Source organism: Streptomyces dengpaensis (assembly GCF_002946835.1).
Lineage (GTDB): Bacteria > Actinomycetota > Actinomycetes > Streptomycetales > Streptomycetaceae > Streptomyces > Streptomyces dengpaensis.
On sequence record NZ_CP026652.1, the window covers coordinates 8,382,568 to 8,403,246 of the forward strand.

18 protein-coding genes and 2 pseudogenes are annotated in these 20,679 nt (G+C 68.4%); 12 read left to right on the forward strand and 8 right to left on the reverse strand.

Annotation, left to right across the window (positions count from 1 at the left end):
- Positions 1–3 precede the first annotated feature (3 nt).
- From C4B68_RS39085 to C4B68_RS39105, 5 genes are all read left to right on the forward strand, one after another.
- Entirely contained in the window at positions 4–810 is an 807-nt protein-coding gene (locus C4B68_RS39085) for an alpha/beta hydrolase (RefSeq protein ID WP_240634624.1), read from the forward strand.
- The gene (locus C4B68_RS39090) at positions 807–1,661 is read left to right on the forward strand and encodes a tryptophan 2,3-dioxygenase (protein ID WP_099505796.1); all 855 of its coding nucleotides are present in this window, start codon (positions 807–809) and stop codon (positions 1,659–1,661) included. Before C4B68_RS39085 ends, C4B68_RS39090 begins: the two co-directional genes overlap by 4 nt.
- Before the next feature lie 71 nt (positions 1,662–1,732).
- On the forward strand, positions 1,733–2,995 hold the full coding sequence (locus tag C4B68_RS39095; protein WP_099505795.1) for a kynureninase: 1,263 nt from the start codon (positions 1,733–1,735) through the stop codon (positions 2,993–2,995).
- 65 nt (positions 2,996–3,060) lie between these two features.
- Complete coding sequence (locus C4B68_RS39100; protein WP_099505794.1) at positions 3,061–4,101, forward strand: methyltransferase; 1,041 nt, start codon at positions 3,061–3,063, stop codon at positions 4,099–4,101.
- Positions 4,102–4,127: 26 nt separating this feature from the next.
- The gene (locus C4B68_RS39105) at positions 4,128–5,420 is read left to right on the forward strand and encodes a cytochrome P450 family protein (RefSeq protein WP_240634625.1); all 1,293 of its coding nucleotides are present in this window, start codon (positions 4,128–4,130) and stop codon (positions 5,418–5,420) included.
- Positions 5,421–5,498: 78 nt separating this feature from the next.
- On the opposite strand, the gene C4B68_RS44940 is transcribed toward C4B68_RS39105, so the two are convergent.
- From C4B68_RS44940 to C4B68_RS39120, 3 genes are all read right to left on the reverse strand, one after another.
- The gene (locus C4B68_RS44940) at positions 5,499–5,705 is read right to left on the reverse strand and encodes a ferredoxin (protein WP_099505793.1); all 207 of its coding nucleotides are present in this window, start codon (positions 5,703–5,705) and stop codon (positions 5,499–5,501) included.
- A gap of 37 nt (positions 5,706–5,742) precedes the next feature.
- Positions 5,743–6,390, reverse strand: a complete 648-nt coding sequence (locus C4B68_RS39115) for an LmbU family transcriptional regulator (protein WP_276311619.1) — start codon at positions 6,388–6,390, stop codon at positions 5,743–5,745.
- Between the two features lie 228 nt (positions 6,391–6,618).
- Complete coding sequence (locus C4B68_RS39120) at positions 6,619–7,467, reverse strand: TetR/AcrR family transcriptional regulator (RefSeq protein WP_099505792.1); 849 nt, start codon at positions 7,465–7,467, stop codon at positions 6,619–6,621.
- A gap of 114 nt (positions 7,468–7,581) precedes the next feature.
- Between C4B68_RS39120 and C4B68_RS39125 the strand changes: the two genes are divergently transcribed.
- The 6 genes and pseudogenes from C4B68_RS39125 to C4B68_RS39150 form a co-directional block, all read left to right on the forward strand.
- Positions 7,582–8,469 carry a siderophore-interacting protein gene (locus tag C4B68_RS39125; RefSeq protein ID WP_099505791.1) on the forward strand — a complete coding sequence of 296 codons (888 nt, stop codon included), beginning with the start codon at positions 7,582–7,584 and terminating at the stop codon, positions 8,467–8,469.
- A 79-nt stretch (positions 8,470–8,548) separates the two neighbouring features.
- Positions 8,549–9,532: an ATP-binding cassette domain-containing protein gene (locus tag C4B68_RS39130; protein WP_099505790.1), complete on the forward strand. Its 984-nt coding sequence runs from the start codon at positions 8,549–8,551 to the stop codon at positions 9,530–9,532.
- Positions 9,522–10,289, forward strand: coding sequence for an ABC transporter permease (locus C4B68_RS39135; protein ID WP_099505789.1), 768 nt, complete (start codon positions 9,522–9,524; stop codon positions 10,287–10,289). Before C4B68_RS39130 ends, C4B68_RS39135 begins: the two co-directional genes overlap by 11 nt.
- 73 nt (positions 10,290–10,362) lie before the next feature.
- Positions 10,363–11,301 carry an excinuclease ABC subunit UvrA gene (locus C4B68_RS39140; RefSeq protein ID WP_104880055.1) on the forward strand — a complete coding sequence of 313 codons (939 nt, stop codon included), beginning with the start codon at positions 10,363–10,365 and terminating at the stop codon, positions 11,299–11,301.
- A gap of 201 nt (positions 11,302–11,502) precedes the next feature.
- Positions 11,503–12,774: an IS110 family RNA-guided transposase gene (locus tag C4B68_RS39145; RefSeq protein WP_099506022.1), complete on the forward strand. Its 1,272-nt coding sequence runs from the start codon at positions 11,503–11,505 to the stop codon at positions 12,772–12,774.
- Between the two features lie 34 nt (positions 12,775–12,808).
- Positions 12,809–14,164: pseudogene (locus tag C4B68_RS39150) on the forward strand (ATP-binding cassette domain-containing protein); the annotation flags it as partial.
- Positions 14,165–14,241: 77 nt separating this feature from the next.
- Here the strand turns inward: C4B68_RS39150 and C4B68_RS39155 are convergent.
- Both C4B68_RS39155 and C4B68_RS39160 read right to left on the reverse strand, forming a co-directional pair.
- On the reverse strand, positions 14,242–14,451 hold the full coding sequence (locus C4B68_RS39155; protein WP_099506021.1) for a hypothetical protein: 210 nt from the start codon (positions 14,449–14,451) through the stop codon (positions 14,242–14,244).
- A 46-nt stretch (positions 14,452–14,497) separates the two neighbouring features.
- The gene (locus C4B68_RS39160; RefSeq protein WP_104880057.1) at positions 14,498–14,797 is read right to left on the reverse strand and encodes a hypothetical protein; all 300 of its coding nucleotides are present in this window, start codon (positions 14,795–14,797) and stop codon (positions 14,498–14,500) included.
- A 116-nt stretch (positions 14,798–14,913) separates the two neighbouring features.
- On the opposite strand from C4B68_RS39160, the pseudogene C4B68_RS39165 reads away from it, so the two are divergent.
- Positions 14,914–15,622 (forward strand): annotated as a pseudogene (locus tag C4B68_RS39165) (cytochrome P450); the annotation flags it as partial.
- A 43-nt stretch (positions 15,623–15,665) separates the two neighbouring features.
- Here the strand turns inward: C4B68_RS39165 and C4B68_RS39170 are convergent.
- The 3 genes from C4B68_RS39170 to C4B68_RS39180 all read right to left on the reverse strand — a co-directional run bounded on the left by C4B68_RS39170 (position 15,666) and on the right by C4B68_RS39180 (position 20,371).
- On the reverse strand, positions 15,666–18,143 hold the full coding sequence (locus C4B68_RS39170; protein WP_099506019.1) for a SpoIIE family protein phosphatase: 2,478 nt from the start codon (positions 18,141–18,143) through the stop codon (positions 15,666–15,668).
- A 530-nt stretch (positions 18,144–18,673) separates the two neighbouring features.
- Complete coding sequence (locus tag C4B68_RS39175) at positions 18,674–19,513, reverse strand: enoyl-CoA hydratase/isomerase family protein (RefSeq protein ID WP_099506018.1); 840 nt, start codon at positions 19,511–19,513, stop codon at positions 18,674–18,676.
- Between the two features lie 159 nt (positions 19,514–19,672).
- Positions 19,673–20,371 carry an SDR family oxidoreductase gene (locus C4B68_RS39180; RefSeq protein ID WP_099506017.1) on the reverse strand — a complete coding sequence of 233 codons (699 nt, stop codon included), beginning with the start codon at positions 20,369–20,371 and terminating at the stop codon, positions 19,673–19,675.
- Positions 20,372–20,679 lie beyond the last annotated feature (308 nt).

Consider the following 20,679-nt stretch of genomic DNA (forward strand, 5'->3'; position numbering starts at 1 on the left):
CACGTGCCGAGCCTCGGGGCCTACCTCCGCGAGTACGAACGGCTGAGCGCGGCAGCCCGCCGGGACCATCCGGTGCGGACCGGTCTCGCCTACGGCACACATCCGGCCGAAGTGCTCGACTACTTTCCCGGCACGGGTCCGGGGCGTCCGCCGCTGCTGGTGTTCGTGCACGGCGGGAACTGGCAGGCGCTCGGCCGCGCCGAATCGGCCTTCCCGGCCCCGCCGTTGCTGGCCGCCGGTGCGGCGGTCGCGGTGGTCGAGTACGGACTGGCACCGGACGTCGGGCTGGACGCCATGGCGGGGATGGTGCGGCGCGCCGTCGACTGGCTGCTGCGGCACGCGGACCGGCTCGGGTTCGCCTCGAACCGGCTCCATCTATGCGGCACCTCGGCCGGCGCGCATCTGGTCGCGATGGCCCTGTTGCCCGGCCCGCCGGACGGCCCGGACGTGTCCGGCCGGATCGCCGGGGCGGTGCTGCTCAGCGGCATGTACGACCTGGAGCCGGTCCGGCTGTCGTACGTCAACGAGGCGCTGCGGTTGGACGAGGCCGGGGCGCGTCGCAACAGCCCGCTCGGCCTGCTGCCGGAGCGGCTGCCCCAGGTGGTGGCCGCCCGCGGCGGCAACGAGACCGAGGAGTACGTCCGCCAGCACGAGCGGATGGTGACGGCGCTGCGCCCCCGGGCGGCGGTGACGGAGGTCATCGCCGAGCGGCGCGACCACTTCGATCTCCCCTACGACCTGGGGGTGAGGGGCACCGAGCTGGGCGACGCGGTCCTCGCGCAGATGGAACTGGGAGGAACGACCACATGACCACCGAGGAGACCGCCCAGGGCTCCGGACAGAGCCTCGGATGTCCGCTGTCCGCAGCCGTCCCGCCGGGCACCACCCCGTACGCGCACTACGCGCGCATGGACGAGCTGTTGGCGCTGCAGCATCCGCTCAGCCCGGCGGACACCGAGCCGGGCTTCATCATCATGAGCCAGGTCAAGGAGCTGCTGTTCAAGCTGCTGCACACGGAACTCACCACCGCCCGCGACCAGTTGCACAAGGATGGGCTCGGAGACGCACTGTGGACACTACGCAGGTCGGCGCGAGTACAGCAGGTCCTGTTGGTGTCCTGGGAGACGTTCTCCGTGCTGTCACCTGTGGAATTCGCAGAGTTCCGGGACGTCCTCGGGTCGGCCTCAGGCTTCCAGTCGGCCGGCTACCGGCGGCTGGAGTTCCTCCTCGGCAACAAGAACCCGGCGATGGCGCAGCCGCACCGGAACACGGTCGGCTACGACGCAGTGGTGAACCAACTGCACGAGCCGAGCCTGTACGACGCGGCACTCGCACTGCTGGCCCGCCGCGGGCTGCTCATGCCGGATGACTCCCCAGCCCGGGACACCACACTGCCGTACCGGACCGGCGCGGAGGTCGAGGACGCCTGGCGGGTGGTGTACCGAAATCCGGTGCGCCACCACGACCTGCATCTGCTCGCCGAGGCACTCATGGACACCGCGGAGCAGTTCGCCCGCTGGCGCTACACGCATCTCGTCACCGTGCAGCGGATGTTGGGCGCCAAGCCGGGCACCGGCGGCACCGAGGGCGTGGCCTGGCTCGCCCGGATCAGCGAGCACCGCTTCTTCCCGGAGCTGTGGTCGGTGCGCTCGACGCTCTGACCCACCGGACAGGTGACGGAGAACGCCAGGGACACGGCAGACGCCGACGACACGAAAGAGAAGGAGTGCCGATGGAGGGCGGGATCCCGCGCGCGGCGGCCGAGGAGTTGGACGCGGCCGATCCGCTGGCCGAGTTCCGGGAGCGGTTCGTCATCACCGATCCGGAGTTGATCTACCTGGACGGCAACTCGCTGGGTCGGCTGCCTGCGGCCACCTCGGACCGGCTGCGCGAGGTGGTCGAGGAGGGCTGGGGCGGCGGGCTGGTGCGGTCCTGGCAGGGGTGGATCGACTGGGGCGCCCGGCTCGGCGACCGTCTTGCCGAGCACGTGCTCGGCGCCCGGCCAGGCGAGGTGGTGATCTCGGACTCGACCTCGGTCAACCTGTACAAGCTGGCCGGTGCCGCGCTGGACGCCGCGCCGGGGCTGGGCACCGTCCTGATGGACGCCGAGGACTTCCCGACCAACCGGTACGTCATGCAGGGCCTCGCCGACCAGCGCGGGCTGCGTCTGCGTCGGCTTGGCTCCGATCTCGACGGCGGCCTCGATCTCGACGTGCTGCGCTCCGCCCTGGACCAGGACGTCGCTCTGGTGGTGCTGTCGTTGGTGTCGTACCGCAGTGGCGCGCTGCTGGACATGGCGAAGGTGAACGAACTGGCTCGCGCGGTCGGCACCCGGGTCCTGTGGGACCTGTCGCACGCGGCCGGAGCCGTCCCCATCGACCTCGCCACGACCGGCGCGGAACTCGCCGTGGGGTGCACGTACAAGTACCTCAACGGTGGCCCGGGTTCGCCTGCCTTCCTCTTTGTGCGCCGCGAGCTGCAGGCCGGGCTGCGCCAGCCGGTGTGGGGCTGGTTCGGGCAGCGGGAGCAGTTCCGGATGGGGCCCGACTACGATCCGGTGCCGGGGATCGAGCGGTTCCTGGTGAGCACCCCGCCACTGCTGTCGCTGGCGGCGATCGATCCGGCTCTCGCCCTCGTCGAAGAGGCGGGCGTGGCGCGGATCCGGGCCAAGGGGCTGCTGCTGGGCCGGCTGGCCGACGACTTGGCGGACGCCTGGCTCACCCCGCTGGGCTTCCGGCCGGCCTCGCCGCGGACTCCGGAGCGTCGCGGTTCGCATGTGGCGCTGTACCACCCCGACGCCTGGCGGATCTGCCAGACGCTCGCCGCTGACGCGAAGGTCGTCTGCGACTACCGAGTCCCGGACCGGCTGCGAATCGGCCCGTCCCCGCTCTACACCCGGTTCACCGAGGTCTGGGACGCGCTGGCCCGCCTCCGCGAGGTCGCCGCCGGGCGCACCTATGCCTCCCACCCCGGCGATCTGGCCCGGGTGACATGACCGTCGGCCCGGCGCGGCCCATCGCTTGCCTGAACCCTCACCACCCCACCCGATACGGAGTACCCATGGCACACGCCTCCCCGCTCACCACCGACGGCCTGGTACAGATCCTGTTCGGCTCCTCGGCCTTCCAGATGCTCAACGCCGGCCGCAATCTGGGCCTGTTCCCATTGCTCCACCGGCACCCAGGCCTGACCCCGCAGGAGATCGGGCGTGAACTCGGCCTGGCGGAACGCCCGGTGCAGATCCTGCTCCTGGGCACCACCGCCCTGGGGCTGACGGCCCGTCAGGGTGACGGTTACCTCAACGCCGAGGTCCTGAAAGGCAAGTTCGAGGACGGGACCTGGGAGATCATCGAGGACCTGATCGAGTACGAGGAGCGGATCGTCCGCCCCGCCGAGGTGGACTTCACGGAGTCGCTGCGCGAGAACACCAACGTCGGCCTGCGGCGGATCAAGGGAACCGGCACGGACCTGTACCACCGGCTGTCCGCGGACCCCGACCTTGAGCAGCTGTTCTACCGCTGCATGCGGTCCTGGTCCCGGCTGTCAAACCCCGTACTGGTCGAGCAGGCCGACTTGACCGGGGTGCGCCGGGTGCTCGACGTCGGCGGCGGTGACGGCGTGAACGCCATCGCCCTCGCACAGGCGAACCCCGGCGTCGAGTTCACCGTCCTCGACCTCGCCAGCACAGTGGAGATCGCTCGCCGCAAGATCGTCGAGCACGGCCTGGCCGACCGCATCTCCGTCCGGGCGGCCGACATCTTCGCCGACGCCTATCCGCCGGGGCACGACTGCGTGCTGTTTGCCAACCAGTTGGTGATCTGGTCGCCGCAGGAGAACGTGCGCCTGCTGCGCAAGGCCCACGCGGCCCTGCCCGACGGCGGGCGAGCGCTGGTGTTCAATGCCATGTCCGATGACAGCGGCGACGGCCCGCTGTACGCGGCCCTCGACAACGTGTATTTCGCGACCCTGCCCGCTGCGAGCAGCACCATCTACCGGTGGGGGCAGTACGAGGAGTGGTTCGCCGAGGCCGGCTTCGTGAAAGCCGAGCGGCTGCCGGGCGGCCGGTGGACGCCGCATGGCGTGATCAGCGCGGTCAAGTGACGCCCCAGCGAGAACCGGAGTCGGCCATGTCCCTCACTTCCCACGACGCCTCGCTGACTGGCGGGGGCGCCGCATGCCCCGCCGGTCCGCACATGATGGATCCGGATTTGCTCGGGGACCCCTTCGGCGGCTACGGCCGACTGCGCGAACAGGGCCCCGTGGTCAAAGGCAGGTTCGTCGACGGCACCCCGGTGTGGTTCGTGACCCGTTACGACGATGTCCGCGCGGCGCTGCGCGACCCTCGGTTCGTCAACACTCCCTCCAACGTGCCGCGCGAGGGGGGCGCGGATCCGCGCGAGGGGATGATGGAGCTCCTCAAGGTCCCCGGGCATCTGCGGGGCTATCTGCTCGGCTCCATCCTGGACAGCGACCCGCCGGACCACCCAAGGCTGCGCCGTCTGGTGACCCGGGCGTTCGCGGCCCGCCGGATCCTCGATCTGCGGCCGGACATCGAGCGGATCGCCGACCGGCTGCTGGCAGAACTGCCCCACCGGGAGGAGGACGGGGCGGTCGATCTCCTGGAGCACTTTGCATATCCGCTGTCGATCACGGTGATCTGCGAGCTCGTCGGGATTCCGGCGGCCGACCTCGACCGGTGGCGGGAGTGGGGCGGCGACCTGGTGTCGATGCGGCCTGAACGACTGCAGCACTCCTTCCCTGTGATGATCGACTACTGCCACGAACTGATCGAGCGGCGTCGCGCCGCGCTCAGGGACGATTTGCTGAGCGAGCTGATCCGGGCTCAGGACGACGACGGCGGACGGCTCAGCGACATCGAGATGGTCACCATGATCCTCACGCTGGTGCTGGCCGGCCACGAGACGAGCGCGCATCTGATTGGCAATGGCACCGCCGCACTGCTCACCCATCCCGACCAGCTGGTGTTGCTACGCAAGGACCCGGTGCTGCTGCCGCGCGCGGTGCACGAGTTGATGCGCTGGTGCGGGTCGGTGCACGTGGCGCGGCTGCGCTACGCCACCGAGGACCTGGAGCTCGCCGGCACGCCCATCGCGCGCGGTGACGCGGTCCAACTGGTGCTGGTGTCGGCCAACTTCGACCCACGCCACTACACCGACCCGGAACGCCTGGACATCACGCGTCAGCAGGACGGGCAGGCCGAGAACCATGTCGGCTTCGGCCACGGCATTCACTACTGCCTGGGTGCCACGCTGGCCCGGCAGGAAGGCGAGGCGGCCTTCGCCAAATTACTGGAGTACTACCCGGACATGGCGCTCGCAGACGGTGGCGCGGAGCTGGACCGAGCCGTGCTGCCGGGCAGCTGGCGACTGAACTCGCTTCGGCTTCGGCTTCGGCCCTGACCGTGCTCGCAGACAGGGGCCGCCCGACGTCGGGCGGCCCCTGTCTGCGAGCGTCTTGGAGACGGACCGGAAGGACGCTCAGTCGCCGGGCGGCCCGTTCCCCAAGGCGATGGCCTGCACCGGGCAGGACAGCGCTGCCTCCTGCACCTGCTGCCGCGCCGCTGTCGCAGCCCCTCCGGGCACCAACTCCGAGTACCCGTCGTCGTCCTGAGTGAACACGCCGGGCGCCGTCAGAACGCACTGCCCGGACCCTATGCATGTGTGATGGTCGATGCGGATCTGCATGAAAGGCCGTCTCCGGTGGTCGGGCGGGCAGGGTTCGTCAGTCACCGAGTTCGTGCGCGGCGGCGCGGTCAAGTGCCACGAGTATCCATTCCTCGAAGTCCCCTTCGACCTTCGACGCGGCATCGCGCCAGCGCTCCACGCGATCGACGGGCACGCTGATCCTGGGCAGACTGACCCGTGCGAGCGGGGCCGCCCGATTACCTTGACGGCTCTCCCGTAGCTGGAGTCTGAGCCGGTTCCTGGACCAGCCGTGCTGCTCCGCGCGGTCGAGCCACGTGTCCGCCTGCGCGGGAGGGAGGGAGGCAACCTCGGCATGGTGGCCGAAGCTCAGGTTCTCGCGCCGTCGCCCGAGCTCGAAGTGCCGCGCCACCCAGGCGTAATTGCGCAGTGTTTGGTAGTCGAGCCCGGCGGCCTGCACTCCGGTCCGGTAGCGGTCGGCGTATCGCTCCTGGCCGTACACGAGCCAGTCGCCCAGACACCAGGCGGATGAGTCGGCGATCTGGAAGATGTGTAGTCCGGCCTTCTCCCACCGGTCGTACGGCAGGATGGCCGGGATCTTCAGGCCGACCCGCGTGGTCAGGATCCGCCCCTGGTTATTGCTTCCGCGGCGAGCGGCCGCGTCGCCTGGTCTGCGGTCAACTGCTAAATGACTGTCACGCTGGCGGTACTTGGCGATTTGCTGCACGAGCTTTCCCCCTGGAATTGAGCCATTGCCAAATCTGGTACCAGTCGGTCAGCGGCCGAGGACCGTGAAAGGTCATCAGCCCAAAAAACCGTAGATCACCGATCGATGTATCGTCAATGATCATTTCCGGACGGGTTGTGACCGGTTCGGCCGTAAAGGCGCCCACGGTTGACACGCTCGCGCGTCGGTGGTTTCGAAACCCCTGGGCAACCCCACACGTCCGGGCCGTTATGGTGCGGACGGGGTCGCGTGGGTCGGGCTGCCGAAGTTAGATCGCTCGGCTGCATCGATGCCATCAAGGATCAATTCCAAGCCAACCCGGAATGCTTCCTTGGCCTCCCGCTCCAAATACGGTACGACGTCACCCGACTCCTCCTCTGCGACATCGACGGCGGCAGCGGTCGCGTGCGTTTCCAGCGCCGCCAGCGCTGGGAAGCGCTCGGCGAAGTCTGGCGCCACCTCTGTGAGCAGGGTGGTGCGCACCGCCCACCATTCCTCGTCGGACACCCCGGTCTCCGGCGCGGCCTGCCGGTGCTCCGCGGCAACCCGGGCCATGCCCCGGATGAACTGGAACAGCACGGCGATAGCCCGGCGGATCTTCAACGGTTCCAGGTCGATTCCACCGAGGGTCCGCACCACCGTCTCCAGTTGCGTGTATTCACCGGGCCCGAGTACCGGCCTGGCTTGGGAGACCTGCAGCACCCATGGGTGTCGCAGGTAGAACGCCCATGTGTCGTCCGCCCAGGCGGTGATCGCCACGCGCCATCCCGCGCCGGTGTCGTACTCGGTGGGCAACTCGGCCAGGACCTGGTCGTGCATGAGGTCGACCAGTTCACTCTTGCTAGGCACGTAGGTGTAGAGCGCCATGGCGGTCCGTCCTAGACAGGCCCCCACCGCCCGCATCGACAGGGCTGCCATCCCTTGCTCTTCGGCGACCGCGATGCCCGCGGCCACGATTGTGTCGACGTCGAGTCCCGGCTTGGGCCCGGGTGCGGCTCTGGTGCCCCCGGAATCGGCTGAGCGCCAGAGCAGATCCATCGAGCGGCGGGCATCACCCTGTCCGGCAAAAACAACCACCTTGCAACTCCTTACTGCATAAAGTAACCTCGCCCAGGCATCTCCTTACGCTGTAAGGATATCAGGCGGACGCGGTCCGTCCTTGGGATGCCCGGCACTCTTGGAAGGTTTTCGATGGCAGAGCTCCCTGTTTCATTCATCCAGGTCACCGACATCACACACGTCACACCGCGCATGGCCCGAGTGACGTTCGACGCCGACCAAATCGACGACTCCGTCGGCCACGCGCCGGACCAGCAGGTCAAGCTCTGCTTCCCGCGGTCAGGTCAGCGACTGCCCGTCCTGCCGGAACAGGGAGACGACGCGACGAGCTGGTACCAGGCATTTCTGGCCATTCCGGAGAGCGAACGGCCGTGGATGCGCAGCTTCACCATCCGCCGACGCCGACCGGGCACGAACACAGTCGAAATCGACTTCGTTCTGCACGGGGACACCGGCCCCGCTACCAGCTGGGCCGGTTCCGCCCGACCCGGTAGTCAGCTGGGCATGGTCGGCCCGTCGGCGATCTACTCCGCGCCTGTCTCCCTGACGGACTCGATCGCGAACTCCGAATGGCTCCTCCTCGCCGGCGACGAGACCGCGTTGCCTGCCATCGGCACCCTGCTGGAGGCCCTGCCCGAGGGAGCCCATGCCCTGGCCTTCATCGAAGTCGCCGACGCCGCCGAGCGGCAGAACTTCGAGACCGTCGGGAACACCACCGTTAACTGGCTGTACCGCGAGGGAACTCCGGCCGGCCAGAGCGACATGCTGATCGACGCGGTACGCAACGCCGAGTTTCTCCCTGGCCGCCCGTTCGCTTGGCTGGCCGGCGAGTCAGGCGCCGTCCGGGCGCTCCGCCGTCATCTGGTCAACGACCGAGGGCTGGATAAGCGGTCGATCGACTTCAGCGGGTACTGGCGGTTCAAGCTGACCCAGGACGACGCGCCGACCACGGAGGACATGGCCGAGGCGCAGGAGCGGCTCGCGGAGTTTCAGGCCGCCGCCGACGGCCGTCCGGAATGAACCACGCGGAGGGGCCCAGCACTCGGCTGGGCCCCTCCGTGACTCGACCGAAAAGCGGTAGACACGAAAGAAGGATCTCATGATCACAGTGCGAGGTCTCGCCCGGCAGTTCGCCCTACGCGGGCGGACCGTCGACGCGGTGAAGGGCATCGACTTCGACGTGGCTGCCGGGGAACTGGTCGGGTTCCTCGGCCCTAACGGGGCTGGCAAGACCACAACCCTGCGGATGCTGACCACCTTGCTGCGACCCACCCGCGGCTCGGGCACTGTGGCCGGCTGCGATCTGCTGACGGACCCACAGGGGGTTCGGCGCAGGATCGGTTATGTGGCGCAGGGCGGTTCCACCTGGCCGGAGTCCAAGGTCGCAGAGGAGATCGAGCTGCAAGCCCGGCTCTACGGCCTGTCGCGGGCCGAGGCCAGGCGGCGCGGGACGTTACTGGCGGAGCGGCTCGACCTTTCTGGCCTGGACCAGCGCCCTGCCAAGACGCTCTCCGGCGGCCAGCGACGTCGGCTCGACATTGTGCTCGGGCTGGTGCACGAGCCCGAGCTGGTGTTCCTGGACGAGCCCACCTCGGGACTGGATCCGCAGAGCCGGGCCAACCTGTGGGACCACGTCCGCCGGATGCGCGCCGAGCAGGGCATGACCGTCTTCCTCACCACCCATTACCTCGACGAGGCCGATGCCCTCTGCGACCGGATCCTGGTGACGGACGACGGCACGATCGTCGCCGAAGGGACCCCGGATGAGCTCAAGGCCCGCGTTGCAGGTGATTCGATCACAGTCGACGTCGCCGACCAGGCCGCCGAGGCCGCCGAAGTGGCACGCCGACTGCCCGGCGCGCACGAGGTGACTGTCGTTGCTGACACCGTGCGGTTCAGGGTTTCCCGTGGTGACGCCGTCCTGGCCGACCTGCTGCGCGCCCTGGACAGTCATCGGATCACCATGACCTCGGTCAAGGTGAACCGGCCCACCCTCGACGACGTGTTCCTCAGCCTGACGGGGCGCTCCCTGCGCGACGGCGAGGCGGCGACCCCGGCCATGGAGGCCACTCATGCTGCGTGACACCTGGCTGATCTTCCTCAGGGACATGAAGCTGTGCCTGCGCAATCCCACCTGGCTGATCATCGGGATCATGCAGCCGTTGTTGTATCTGTTCCTCTTCGGACCGCTCATGGTGACGGTGGTCGACCACACCCCCGGCTTCCCGTCCGGCAACGCCTGGGCTGTGCTCACGCCGGCGCTCATCGTGCAGACGGCACTGTTCAGTGGCTCGTTCGCCGGGGTCGGGCTGCTCACCGAGTACCGGGTCGGCGTGGTCGACCGCTTTCGCGGCACCCCGGCCAGCAGGTCCGCACTGCTGTTCGGCAAGGTCCTGGCCCAGGCCGTTCAAGCCACCGCGCAGTCTGCGCTGATCGTGCTCGTGACGCTGCTCGTCTTCGACCTGAACGCGCCGGCGTTCGGCATGCTGCTGAGCCTCGCGATCGCTGCGGTGCTGGCCATCACGCTGTCCTCGGGATCGTACGCACTGGCGATGGTCCTCAAGAGCGAGGCCGTGTTTCCCTCGCTGATGAACGCCGTGCTCCTGCCATTGCTCCTGCTGTCCGGTGTGCTGCTGCCGGTCACCGAGCAACTGGCCCCCGGTTGGCTCTACAACCTGGCTCGGATCAACCCTCTGACTCACGTGGTCGACGCCGAACGTGCCGCGTTCCGGGGGGACTTGAGCTCGACGGGACTGCTGACGGGATCCCTCGTCCTGTTGTCCATGGCCGGGTTGGCCCTTCTATGGGGCACGCGGACTTTCCAGAAGGAGAATGCCTGACAGCGGCATCTCCCTGCCTGACCACGACCGGGGCTCTCCGGAGAGCCTCACCCGTACCATCCGAGGAGCACATGTGAGTACCGACGCCATCAAGGTGACCGGTGCGCGGGAGAACAACCTCAAGAACGTCTCGGTGCAGATCCCGAAACGGAGCCTGACGGTCTTCACGGGCGTCTCCGGCTCGGGCAAGTCCTCCCTGGTGTTCGACACCATCGCTGCCGAGGCTCAGCGCCAGCTCAACGAGACCTTCACCGCCTTCGTCCGCAATTTCCTGCCTGACCATGGCCGTCCGGACATGGACGCCATCGAGGACATCTCCGCCGCGGTCGTCATCGACCAGAAACGCCTGGGCGGCAACCCACGCTCCACAGTGGGCACCATCACGGACATCAACCCGCTGCTGCGGCTGCTGTTCTCACGCGCAGGTGACCCCGTCGGCCTGCCGCCCAGCGCCTTCTCGTTCAACGACCCCCAAGGCATGTGCCCGACCTGTGAGGGCCTGGGCAGGGTCGTGGAACTCGACCTCGACGTATTCGTCGACCGCACCAAATCCCTCAACCAGGGCGCGCTGCTGCACCCCGACTTCTCCACAGACAGCTGGTACTGGCTGAGTTACGTGAAGTCCGGCTTCTTCGACAACGACAAGCCGTTGGCTGACTTCACCGAGCAAGAGTGGAGTCTGCTGCTGCGCGGAGAGATGCCACAGAAGCTCCGGCTGGTCTGGCAGGGCAACACACTGAACGTCAAGTACGAGGGTCTGGCAGCCAAGTTCACCAGGCTCTACATCAAGAAGGAGGACATGTCCGAGCGCAACCGCCAGGTCTTCCAACGGTTTGTATGCTCGGCTCCCTGCCCAGACTGCGCAGGCACCCGCCTCGCGCCCGCCGCCCGTGCCAGCCGGATCGCCGGCCACAACATCGCGGACCTCACCTCTATGGAGGCCGAACGCCTGGGTGTGGTCCTGGCGGGGTTAGTAATCCGAAGCCCTGACGGGCACACCCCGACGGGGTGAAAATCTGGGTGGGGGCGTCCGGCTGACGTCGTCTGGACTTGGCGTGTTCCGAGCCCGCGGGTTAGTAGGACGCTGGGATCCCCTTCGACAGGCACTCGGAACTGTTGCCTCGCGCACGTGTATCAGACTCTTCAGCCTGCTGGGCTCCCGCTGGACGTCCCCGCCGTCAGCGGGAGTTCGGCACGCGGAGGGGGATGAGGCATGGAGGTCGTTCACGAGCGGTGCGCCGCCGTCGACATCAGCAAGGCGGATGCAAAGGTCTGCATCCGGGTGCCGGGCCAGGGTCGTCGCCGGCGCAAGGAGACCCGGACGTTCACCACGATGACCCGCGACCTGCTGGCGATGCGGGACTGGCTGCTGTCCGAGGGCATCACCGTGGTAGGCATGGAGGCCACCGGCGACTACTGGAAGCCGATCTTCTACGTCCTGGAGCACGACGTCGAGTGCTGGCTGCTCAACGCCCGCCACATCAAGGCCGTCCCCGGCCGCAAGACCGATGTCAAGGACGCCGAGTGGCTGTGCGAGCTGGTCGAGCACGGCCTGGTCCGGCCCAGCTTCGTGCCGCCCGAGCCGATCCGGCAACTGCGTGACCTGACCCGCTACCGCACCGATGTGGTCCAGGAGCGCACCCGCGAGGCCCAGCGGCTGGAAAAGTTCCTGGAGGACGCGGGGATCAAGCTGTCCGTGGTGGTCTCGGACATGCTGGGCAAGTCTGCCCGGGCGATGCTGGAGGCCCTGATCGCCGGCGAGCGCGACCCACGGGTGCTGTCCGCACTGGCGCTCGGCCCGATGCGCGGCAAGATACCGGTCCTGACCGAGGCCCTCACCGGCCGGTTCACCGACCACCACGCCTTCGTCGTGCGCACCATGCTGGACCGCATCGACGCTGCGAACGCGACTGAGGAGCGGATCAGCACCGAGATCGCCCAGCGGCTGGAACAGCATGAGGCCCCCGACGGCCGCTCGTTTCGGCAGCTGATCGACCTGCTGGTCACTGTCCCCGGCGTCGGGACCCGAGCCGCCGAGGTGATCCTGGCGGAGATCGGCGCGGACATGTCCCGCTTCCCCAGCGCCGGTCACCTGGCCTCGTGGGCGGGGGTCTGCCCCGGCAACAACGAGTCCGGTGGCAGGCGCATGTCCGGCCGGACCCGCCACGGCGACCGCTACCTCAAAGCAGTCCTCGGCCAGGCAGCCTCCAGCGCGGGCCGGTCCAAAGGCACCTACCTCGCCTCCCGCTTCAAACGCATCGCCGCCCGACGGGGCAAGAAGCGGGCGCTGGTCGCCGTCGGGCACTCGATCCTGGTCTCGGCCTGGCACATGCTCACCCACGATGTCGTCTACCACGACCTCGGCCCCGACTACTTCCTTGAACGCCTCGGCAGTGACGGCCGCGCCCGCAAGACCCGACGCCTGGTCGGCCAACTCAACGAACTGGGCTACCAAGTGGTCCTCCAATCAGCAGACACGGCCTGAGCTGCGAAGGGGGTGGATTTTCGTATCAGTCATGCCCCACGTGAAACCGGTCCTGGACGACCTGGTCTCCCGTCTTCGGCACCTGGTCGACATCGGTCTCGGTTACCTGAGCCTGGACCGGGAGACTCGAACGCTTTCGGGCGGAGAGTCGCAGCGGATCAAGATGGTCCGCCATCTGTCCAGCAGTCTGACGGAGATGCTGTACGTCTTCGACGAACCGAGCGTTGGTCTGCACGCACGCGACGTGCACCGGCTCAAGGAACTCCTGCTCGAACTGCGGGACAAGGGCAACACGGTGCTGGTGGTTGAGCACGACCCGGACATCGTGGCCATCGCAGACCATGTGGTCGACATGGGCCCGAAGGCCGGGACGCTGGGTGGCGAAGTGGTCTTCGAGGGGAGTTTCACCGGCCTTGTCGAGGCCGACACCCTTACCGGCCGCCACCTTCGGCACCGCCTACCAGTGAAGGCCGAGCCCCGCCGCCCAACCGGGGCGCTCACCGTCACCGACGCGAATAGCCACAACCTCAGTGACGTCACGGTCGACTTCCCTACCGGCGTCCTGACCGTGGTCACCGGAGTGGCCGGATCGGGGAAGAGTTCTCTGGTCAACGACGAGTTCCTGAGCCGACATCCAGACGCGATCGTGATCGACCAGTCCTCGGTGACGGGCAGTCGGCGGTCCAACACCGCCACCTACACCGGGCTGCTGGACCCGATCCGCAAGCTGTTCGCCAAGGCCAACAGGGTCAGTGCGTCGCTGTTCAGCGCGAACTCCAAGGGCGCCTGCCCGAACTGCCAAGGGCTCGGTGTGCTCTACACCGACCTCGCGTTCATGGAGACGCTGAAGTCCGTTTGCGAGGTCTGCCAGGGCCGTCGCTTCTCCGACGATGTCCTCGGCTACCGGCTGCGCGGCCGGTCGATCAGCGACGTACTGGCAATGACGGCGGCCGAGGCGGCGGACTTCTTCACTGAGCCCAAGCTCCGCCAGATACTGCACGCACTGAACGAGGTGGGCCTGGACTACGTGGGTCTTGGCCAGCCGCTCAGCACCCTGTCCGGCGGCGAGTGCCAGCGCCTCAAGCTCGCGGCCGACCTGCACCGCGTCGGCAGCGTCTACTTGATGGACGAGCCCACCACCGGACTGCACATGTCCGACACCCAGCGCCTCCTCGGCATCGTCGAGCGCATCGTCGACCAGGGCAACACCGTGATCGTCATCGAGCACAACCTCGATATCGTCAAGAGCGCCGACTGGATCATCGACCTCGGCCCAGAGGGCGGCAGTGGCGGTGGGAGGATCCTGTTCGAGGGAACCCCGGCCGAACTCCTGAAGGCCACCGGCTCTCACACCGCCGAGTTTCTCCGCCGGGACCTTTCGGGCGTCTGACGCATCCGTGCATGACCGCTCGTCGCCGCGCCTCGGCGGTGCGGGCCGGTACCGCGGATGCCGGGAGTCCTGGGGGCTCACCACTGTCGCGCGGTGGGGTCGTCGACTCCGCCGTCGGCCGGGAGATGGCCGTGTTGCTGATACGGCATGTCATCGGGGTGCCGCTCGAGCCGGGTACGCCGCCACGCCGTGTCGAAAGAGACGTTGCCGTTGCTGGTCCGTGTCAGCCGCCATGCACGCCAGCTCGTCCGTGACGAGAGCAGCCATCGCAGCATGGACGTGCTCACCGAACCACCGTGCCCTCGCCCAGCGGACGGATGTCCGCTGCGCTCCTCACGGTTTACCCACCGGATCTGCCGCGACATGCTCGTTGAACAGGGCCTGTGCTTTCGCGGCGTGGTGTGGTCGCTGAGCGCTGTCCATGCCGGCGGCCAGGAGGGTGTACAGCATTCGTTTCTGGGACGGGTCGGGGAAGCTGGCGAGGAACTCGCGCAGCACTTCGACGGCTTCGTGTTCGACGGTGCGCTCGGCTTCGGGGCGGTGCTGGGCGAACACCTCTGCGACCGTGGTCACTTTGTCGGTAAGCGCGGGAAATTGGGACCAGTCGGCGTTTTCCTGCTCGACCCATCGCACCAACACGCTTCCTGACCGTCGCCGCCGAGTCGGACTCGCCGACATCATCGAGCGACGGTGTCGCTGTGTGCCCGGCGCCAAAGGCCCTCGGCCGGATCGGCGTCGCGGAAGGCAACGCGGTCCACCCGTCCGATGGCACCACCCTGGACCGGGAGAACATCCGCCACCAGGTGATCACCTTCCTCATCGCCGGGCACGAGACCACTTGCGGCACCTTGGCCTTCGCTCTCTACCATCTGGCCAAGCACCCGGTGGCCTTGCGGCTGGTGCAGCGGGAGGTGGACGAGCTGTGGGGGGACACCCCTGATCCGGAGCCCACCTTCGAAGACGTGGGCCGCCTGCGGCTGACCCGTCAGGTGCTCAACGAGACGCTGCGGCTGTGGCCGGCGGCACCCGGCTTCGGGCGGCAGGCCTGCCAGGACACCGTTCTCGGTGGACGGATCGCGCTGCGCGCCGGTCAGGGCGTCCGCATCATCACCCCGATGCTGCACCGCGACCCGGCGTGGGGCGACAACCCGGAGGCCTTCGATCCCTTCCGCTTCTCCCCGGAGGCCAAAGCGGCACGCTCCCCGCACGCGTTCAAGCCACTACGGCACCTGCCGCGACGTCGCCGCCCGGCTCGGCGACGCCGCCGCCGAACTCGGCTGCGACACCGCCATCGCCCCGCTCGACGCGTACGCCGGGGGCCTGCCCACCGACCGGCCCGTGGTGATCGCCGCCGCCTCCTACAACGGTCAGCCGACCGACGCCGCCGCCGCGTTCGTCGACTGGCTTAAGAACGCAGCCCCGGGCGCCGCCGACGGAGTCACCTACGCCGTCCGTGGGTTTGTTGTGGGTCTTTGGCGCGTGTGTGCTTGGGGGGTTGGTGTTATGGGCTGGGTGTCAGTTGCTGTTCGGCCCAGATGAGTTTGCCGTCCGGGGTGTTTCGGGTGCCCCATTTGCGGCTGAGTCGGTCGACGAGGAGTAGGCCGCGGCCGTTTTCGTCGGCGGTGTGGGGGTGGCGGCGGCGTGGGGTGGTGTTGCTGGTGTCGTGGACTTCGCAGGTGAGGGTCTGGTGGCGGATCAGGCGTAGTCGGATCCAGCCGTTGCCGTTGCCGTTGCCGTGGCGGATGGCGTTGGTGACCAGTTCGCTGATGATCAGCTCGGTGGAGTCGGCTTGTTCGTCCAGTCCCCACAGGGCCAGCTGGGTGGTGGTGAGGGAGCGTGCGCTGCTGACGACGGAGGGCTCGGCGGGGAACTCCCAGGAGGCGACCTGGTTCGGGCCGAGTGCGTGGGTGCGGGCGAGGAGCAGGGTGACGTCGTCATGGGGTGCGTTGGTGGGCAGTGTGTCCACCGCGGATGAGCAGAGGTCTTCCAGTGGGAGGTCGGGTCGTGTCAGGGCGGTGGCGAGGCGGTCCATGCCGGTGCCGATGTCGTGGTCGCGGGCTTCGATGAGGCCGTCGGTGTAGAGGGCGAGCACGCTTTCTTCGGGAAGTTCCAGGGTGACGGACTCGAAGGGGACCAGGCCGACGCCGAGCGGGGCTCCGGTGGGCAGGTCGGGGAAGGTGACGCCGCGGTGTGGGTCGATGATCGCGGGCGGGGGATGGCCGGCCCGCGCCATGGTGCACTGCCGGGTGACCGGGTCGTAGACGGCGTACAGACACGTGGCGGCCATCGTCGCGGGGGCCGGGTCCCCGGGGTCGGAATCCGCCTCGGCGAGACGGATGACCAACTCGTCGAGGTGGGTCAGTAGTTCGTCGGGAGGCATGTCCATGTCCGCCAGTGTGCGTACGGCGGTGCGGAGCCTGCCCATGGTGGCGGCGGCGGTGATGCCGTGTCCGACCACGTCGCCGACGACCAGGGCCACTCGGGCGCCGGACAGTGGGATCACATCGAACCAGTCGCCTCCGACGCCGTGGTGGCTGTCGGCGGGCAGGTAGCGCCAGGCCACGTCCGCGGCGGATCCGCCCGTTGCGTGGTGGGGGAGCAGGTGGCGCTGCAGGGCCAGGGCTGTGGAGCGTTCGCGCGCGTACTGGCGGGCGTTGTCCAAGGACAGGGCGGCCCAGCTGACGAGTTCCTCGGCCAGGAGCAGGTCGTCCTCGTCGAACGACAGACGATCCTGCGTCCGCACGAACATCGCCACGCCCAGCACGGCGCCCCGTGCGCGGATCGGGACGACCATCAACGAGTGCATCATGTGATCACGGATCTTTTTCGCCCGGGCTGCGTCGTGGTGGTTCAGCCACGTGCCGGGGGAGGTGTCCAGCAGCGGCTCGAAATGGGACTCTCCCGATTGCAGGACGCTGGCGAAGGGCGACGCCGGAGGGACGAACACCGGCTCTCCCCGCGCGAACAGGGACTCCGGGGCCCCCGGGTGGATGGAGGCAAGGCCCGCGCGGCAAAAGGCGGGGACGCGTCCGTCCTGGGGGCTGAGGCGCGCCGGGGCCTCCTCGCAGAGCGGGACAGACTCCGTCAGGTCGACGGTGGCGAAGTCTGCAAGGAGCGGCACGGCGAGGTCGGCGAGTTCCTGCCCGGTCCGCATGACGTCCAGGGTGGTTCCGATCCGCTTGCTGGCCTCGCCCAGGATCGCCAGATGCTCCCGCGCACGCCTGCTGTCGGTGACATCCACACTCACGACGCACACGCCCAGCGCACGGCCCTGTGCGTCGTCGAGGCGGAAGAAGGAGGCCGAGAACGTGGGTTCATGGCGCACATGCGGAGGAGCGAAGGCCCGGAACTCCACGTTGATCACCGGGACGCCGCTCTGAAGTACCTGGCGCATCAGCGCCTCGAGCGTTTCGGCCTCTGTGCCGGGCGCCGCCTCCGTGAGCCTGCGCCCCAGCCGCTGTTCGAGGGGGATGCCGTCCTGGACGCCCTGGGTGTCGTTCACCCAGGTGCAGCGTAGCTGGGTGTCGCGTATCACGACGCCTACCGGCAGGTTGCTGGGGATGTGCAGCGCAGTTGGAAGGGACTGCACCGGCGATCCGTCCGCAGGCCGTGAGTCAAGCGTGGCCTTGTCGGTCGCCGACACGATCCACCGGGCCCGGCCGTCTTGTCCGGACAGCGTCTGCACCCACAGGCGCACGTTGATCCGGTGGCCGTCGCGGTGACGGACTGTGGTGAAGCCGGACCAGCGGGAGGGGGCACGGCTCGCCGCCAGGGCTGCTGCTTTGGCCCGGTCTTCAGCAGTCGTCAGCAGGGCGGCGGAGCGGCCCACCACTTCTGCGGCCGAGTAGCCGACCAGCCGCTGGGCAGCCTGCGTCCACCCGACCACCGTTCCTTTCGCATCCAGCAGGGCTATCGCCGCACCGGCCGTCTGGAAAGCCGTCTGATCTGGGGTGATCGCTGTTTGTGTAGAACTGTCCATCGGTCTTTTCCTTCTGTGTCCCCCGGGATGAGGTTTTCCGGATGCCTGTGTGCGTGTGAGTGCGCCGCCCGGGATCGGGTGGCGGGCGCCGGTCCGGCAACCGGACGGGCGATGCTGCACACGCGGGTTCGACTCGTGGAGGGTGGGCGGCGGCGACGGCTCGTCGGTGCTGGGGCCGACCGCGTTCTTGTGGGGGGTGGCGGCGGTGAGGGCGACGGCTGCTTGAGCTACGGGTCTTTCTCACAACTCAATGACGGAGGCCATCAGGTGCCGGACCTCGCCCGGCTGTCGGCGGCGCCGATCAGTGCGTGCATCCACACGGTGCGGCTGGGCTGCGGGGCTGAGCGATGGACACGCGCTCCCCGGCGGGGAGGCGACGGAAGCTCAGTCGGCCACGAGCAACTCTCCGGCAGGCCGGATGACCTCCCGGAGCGCCGCCCCATGCGGACTTGCATCGTTGTTGTCATGAGTCCGGTGCCGGTGAGGCAGCCCTTGAGGGTGTCGCTGCCGATTGGAGCCGGTGCCGGTGGTCAGGCTTGGTCGTCGAGCAGGGTGGCGAGGTGTGCGCCGAATCGGTTCTCCAGGTCCCCTTCCTGCTGCATCCCGCGTTTGAACAGGGTGGCCACGCGCTGCTGGGTTTCGGGCCAGGCAAGGGTGGCCGCGAAGGCACCACGGCCGTCGAGGAGCCTGTCGACGGGTGGCAGGGAGACTTGGTTGACCAGGTTCTTCGCTGTTTCGATCGGGCGCCGGTCGAAGGAGGCGAGGCGCCGTGCGAGCGTGTCGACGAAGCCGTCCAAGTCGCTGTCCGGAAGGGACCGGTTGACCCAGCCGTAGCGTTCGGCGGTGTCGCCGTCGAAGTCGTCCGCGCCGAGGATGATTTCCAGCGCGCGGCCCCGGCCGGTCAGCAGGGGGAGGCGCTCCGTGCCACCGCCTCCGGGGATGACCCCCGCGCCGACCTCGGGCTGGCCGAGGACCGCGTTTTCGCGGGAGGCGAAGCGCATGTCGCAGGCGAGGGCGAATTCGCTGCCCACGCCGCGCACGCGGCCGCGGATCTTGGCGATGCTCACCACGGGGGACTTGGTGAGGCGGACGAACGTGTCCGTGGGGGTGGTCAGGCCGGTAGGGCCTGCGGCCTTGGCGATGCTTCCCGATCTGCCGGACATGTCGAAGTGGGCGAGGTAGAAGTCGGGGTCCGCGCTCTCGAACACGACGACGCGGAGGTCCGGGCTGGCGTCCATCCGTGCGAGCAGGTCCTGCAGCCCTTCGAACACGGTGTGGTCGACCACGTTCAGGGGCGGGTTGTCGAACACGGCCCGCCAGTAGGCGGGGGTCTCTTGGATGATGCGCACAGTCGCTGCCGATTCAGTCATGTCATCCCTACTAGATACTGAATTTAAAGTTGCAAGTCAGATGCCACTGGGTGCTTGGGTCGGTGTGATGCCTCGGGGTGGCGGGCCCGGATTCCGCTTCGGCGGGGGCGGGGCGTCATCGACGGGGGCCGGAGGCCGGCCGTCGGGCGGTGCGAGGGGTCAGAAGACGCGTTGGGTGCTCGCCGGCTGCGACAGTGCGGCCTTGACGCGCCGGGTTCCCTCGTCGGCGAGGACTTCGAGCCGGTCCCCGGCCAGGGCTTCCATGGTCAGCTCGGCCACAGTGGCGGCGCTGATCTTCGACGAGTCCGTCCATGCGCTGAGGTCGGTGTCCACGAAGCCGGCATGCACCCCTACCACCAGGGTTCCCTGTGGGTGCAGGGCCTGTCGCAAGGCGTCCGTCAGTGACCACTGTGCGGCCTTGGAGGCCGCGTAGCCGGGGAAGCGCGGACGGCTCGCCCAGGATGCCAGCGACAGCATGTTGACCAGTGCTCCGCCGCCGTTGCGGGCCAGGACCGGGGCGAAGGCCCGCGAGACGGCCCAGGTGCCGAAGTAGTTGACGTCCATCGCCTGGCGCGCACCGTCGAAGGTGCCCTCCATAAGCTGGGTGGTGTCGCCGCTGATTCCCGCATTGTTGATGACGATGGAGACGTCTGTCGCCGCGGCCGCGGCCGCGGCGACGTCCTGTTCGTCTGCGACGTCCAGGCGCAGCGGGATGACGTCCTTGTCGACCACGCTCGCCGGGTCGCGGGCGCCGGCGTAGACCTTGGCGGCGCCGTGGTCGATCAGTGCGCGGGCGAATGCGCGGCCGATGCCGCGATTGGCGCCCGTCACGAGCGCCACTGATCCTGCGATATCCATCGTGCTTCCTTTGCGACGCGCACGCCTTGTGCAGGCGGGCTCTCGGTGAGTGGCCGGTCCGCCGCCGGGTGGGGCCCGGAGGGGCATCGTCGGCGTTTTCGCCGCGGTCGGCGTGACCGCCACTGCCCGTCCGCCAGGCGTTTCCGAGCGGCTGGGGTGCGGGCGGCGTTGCCCGCTGGTTCGACACTAACAGCTAACTTTAGATATGCAAGCTAGAGGCTGGGTCGGTCGTACCTGAATTGCAAGAGAAAACTCAGCCGGTGTACTGTCGGTACGGCAGTGCAGCAGCTGGGACATGCGGAGCCCGG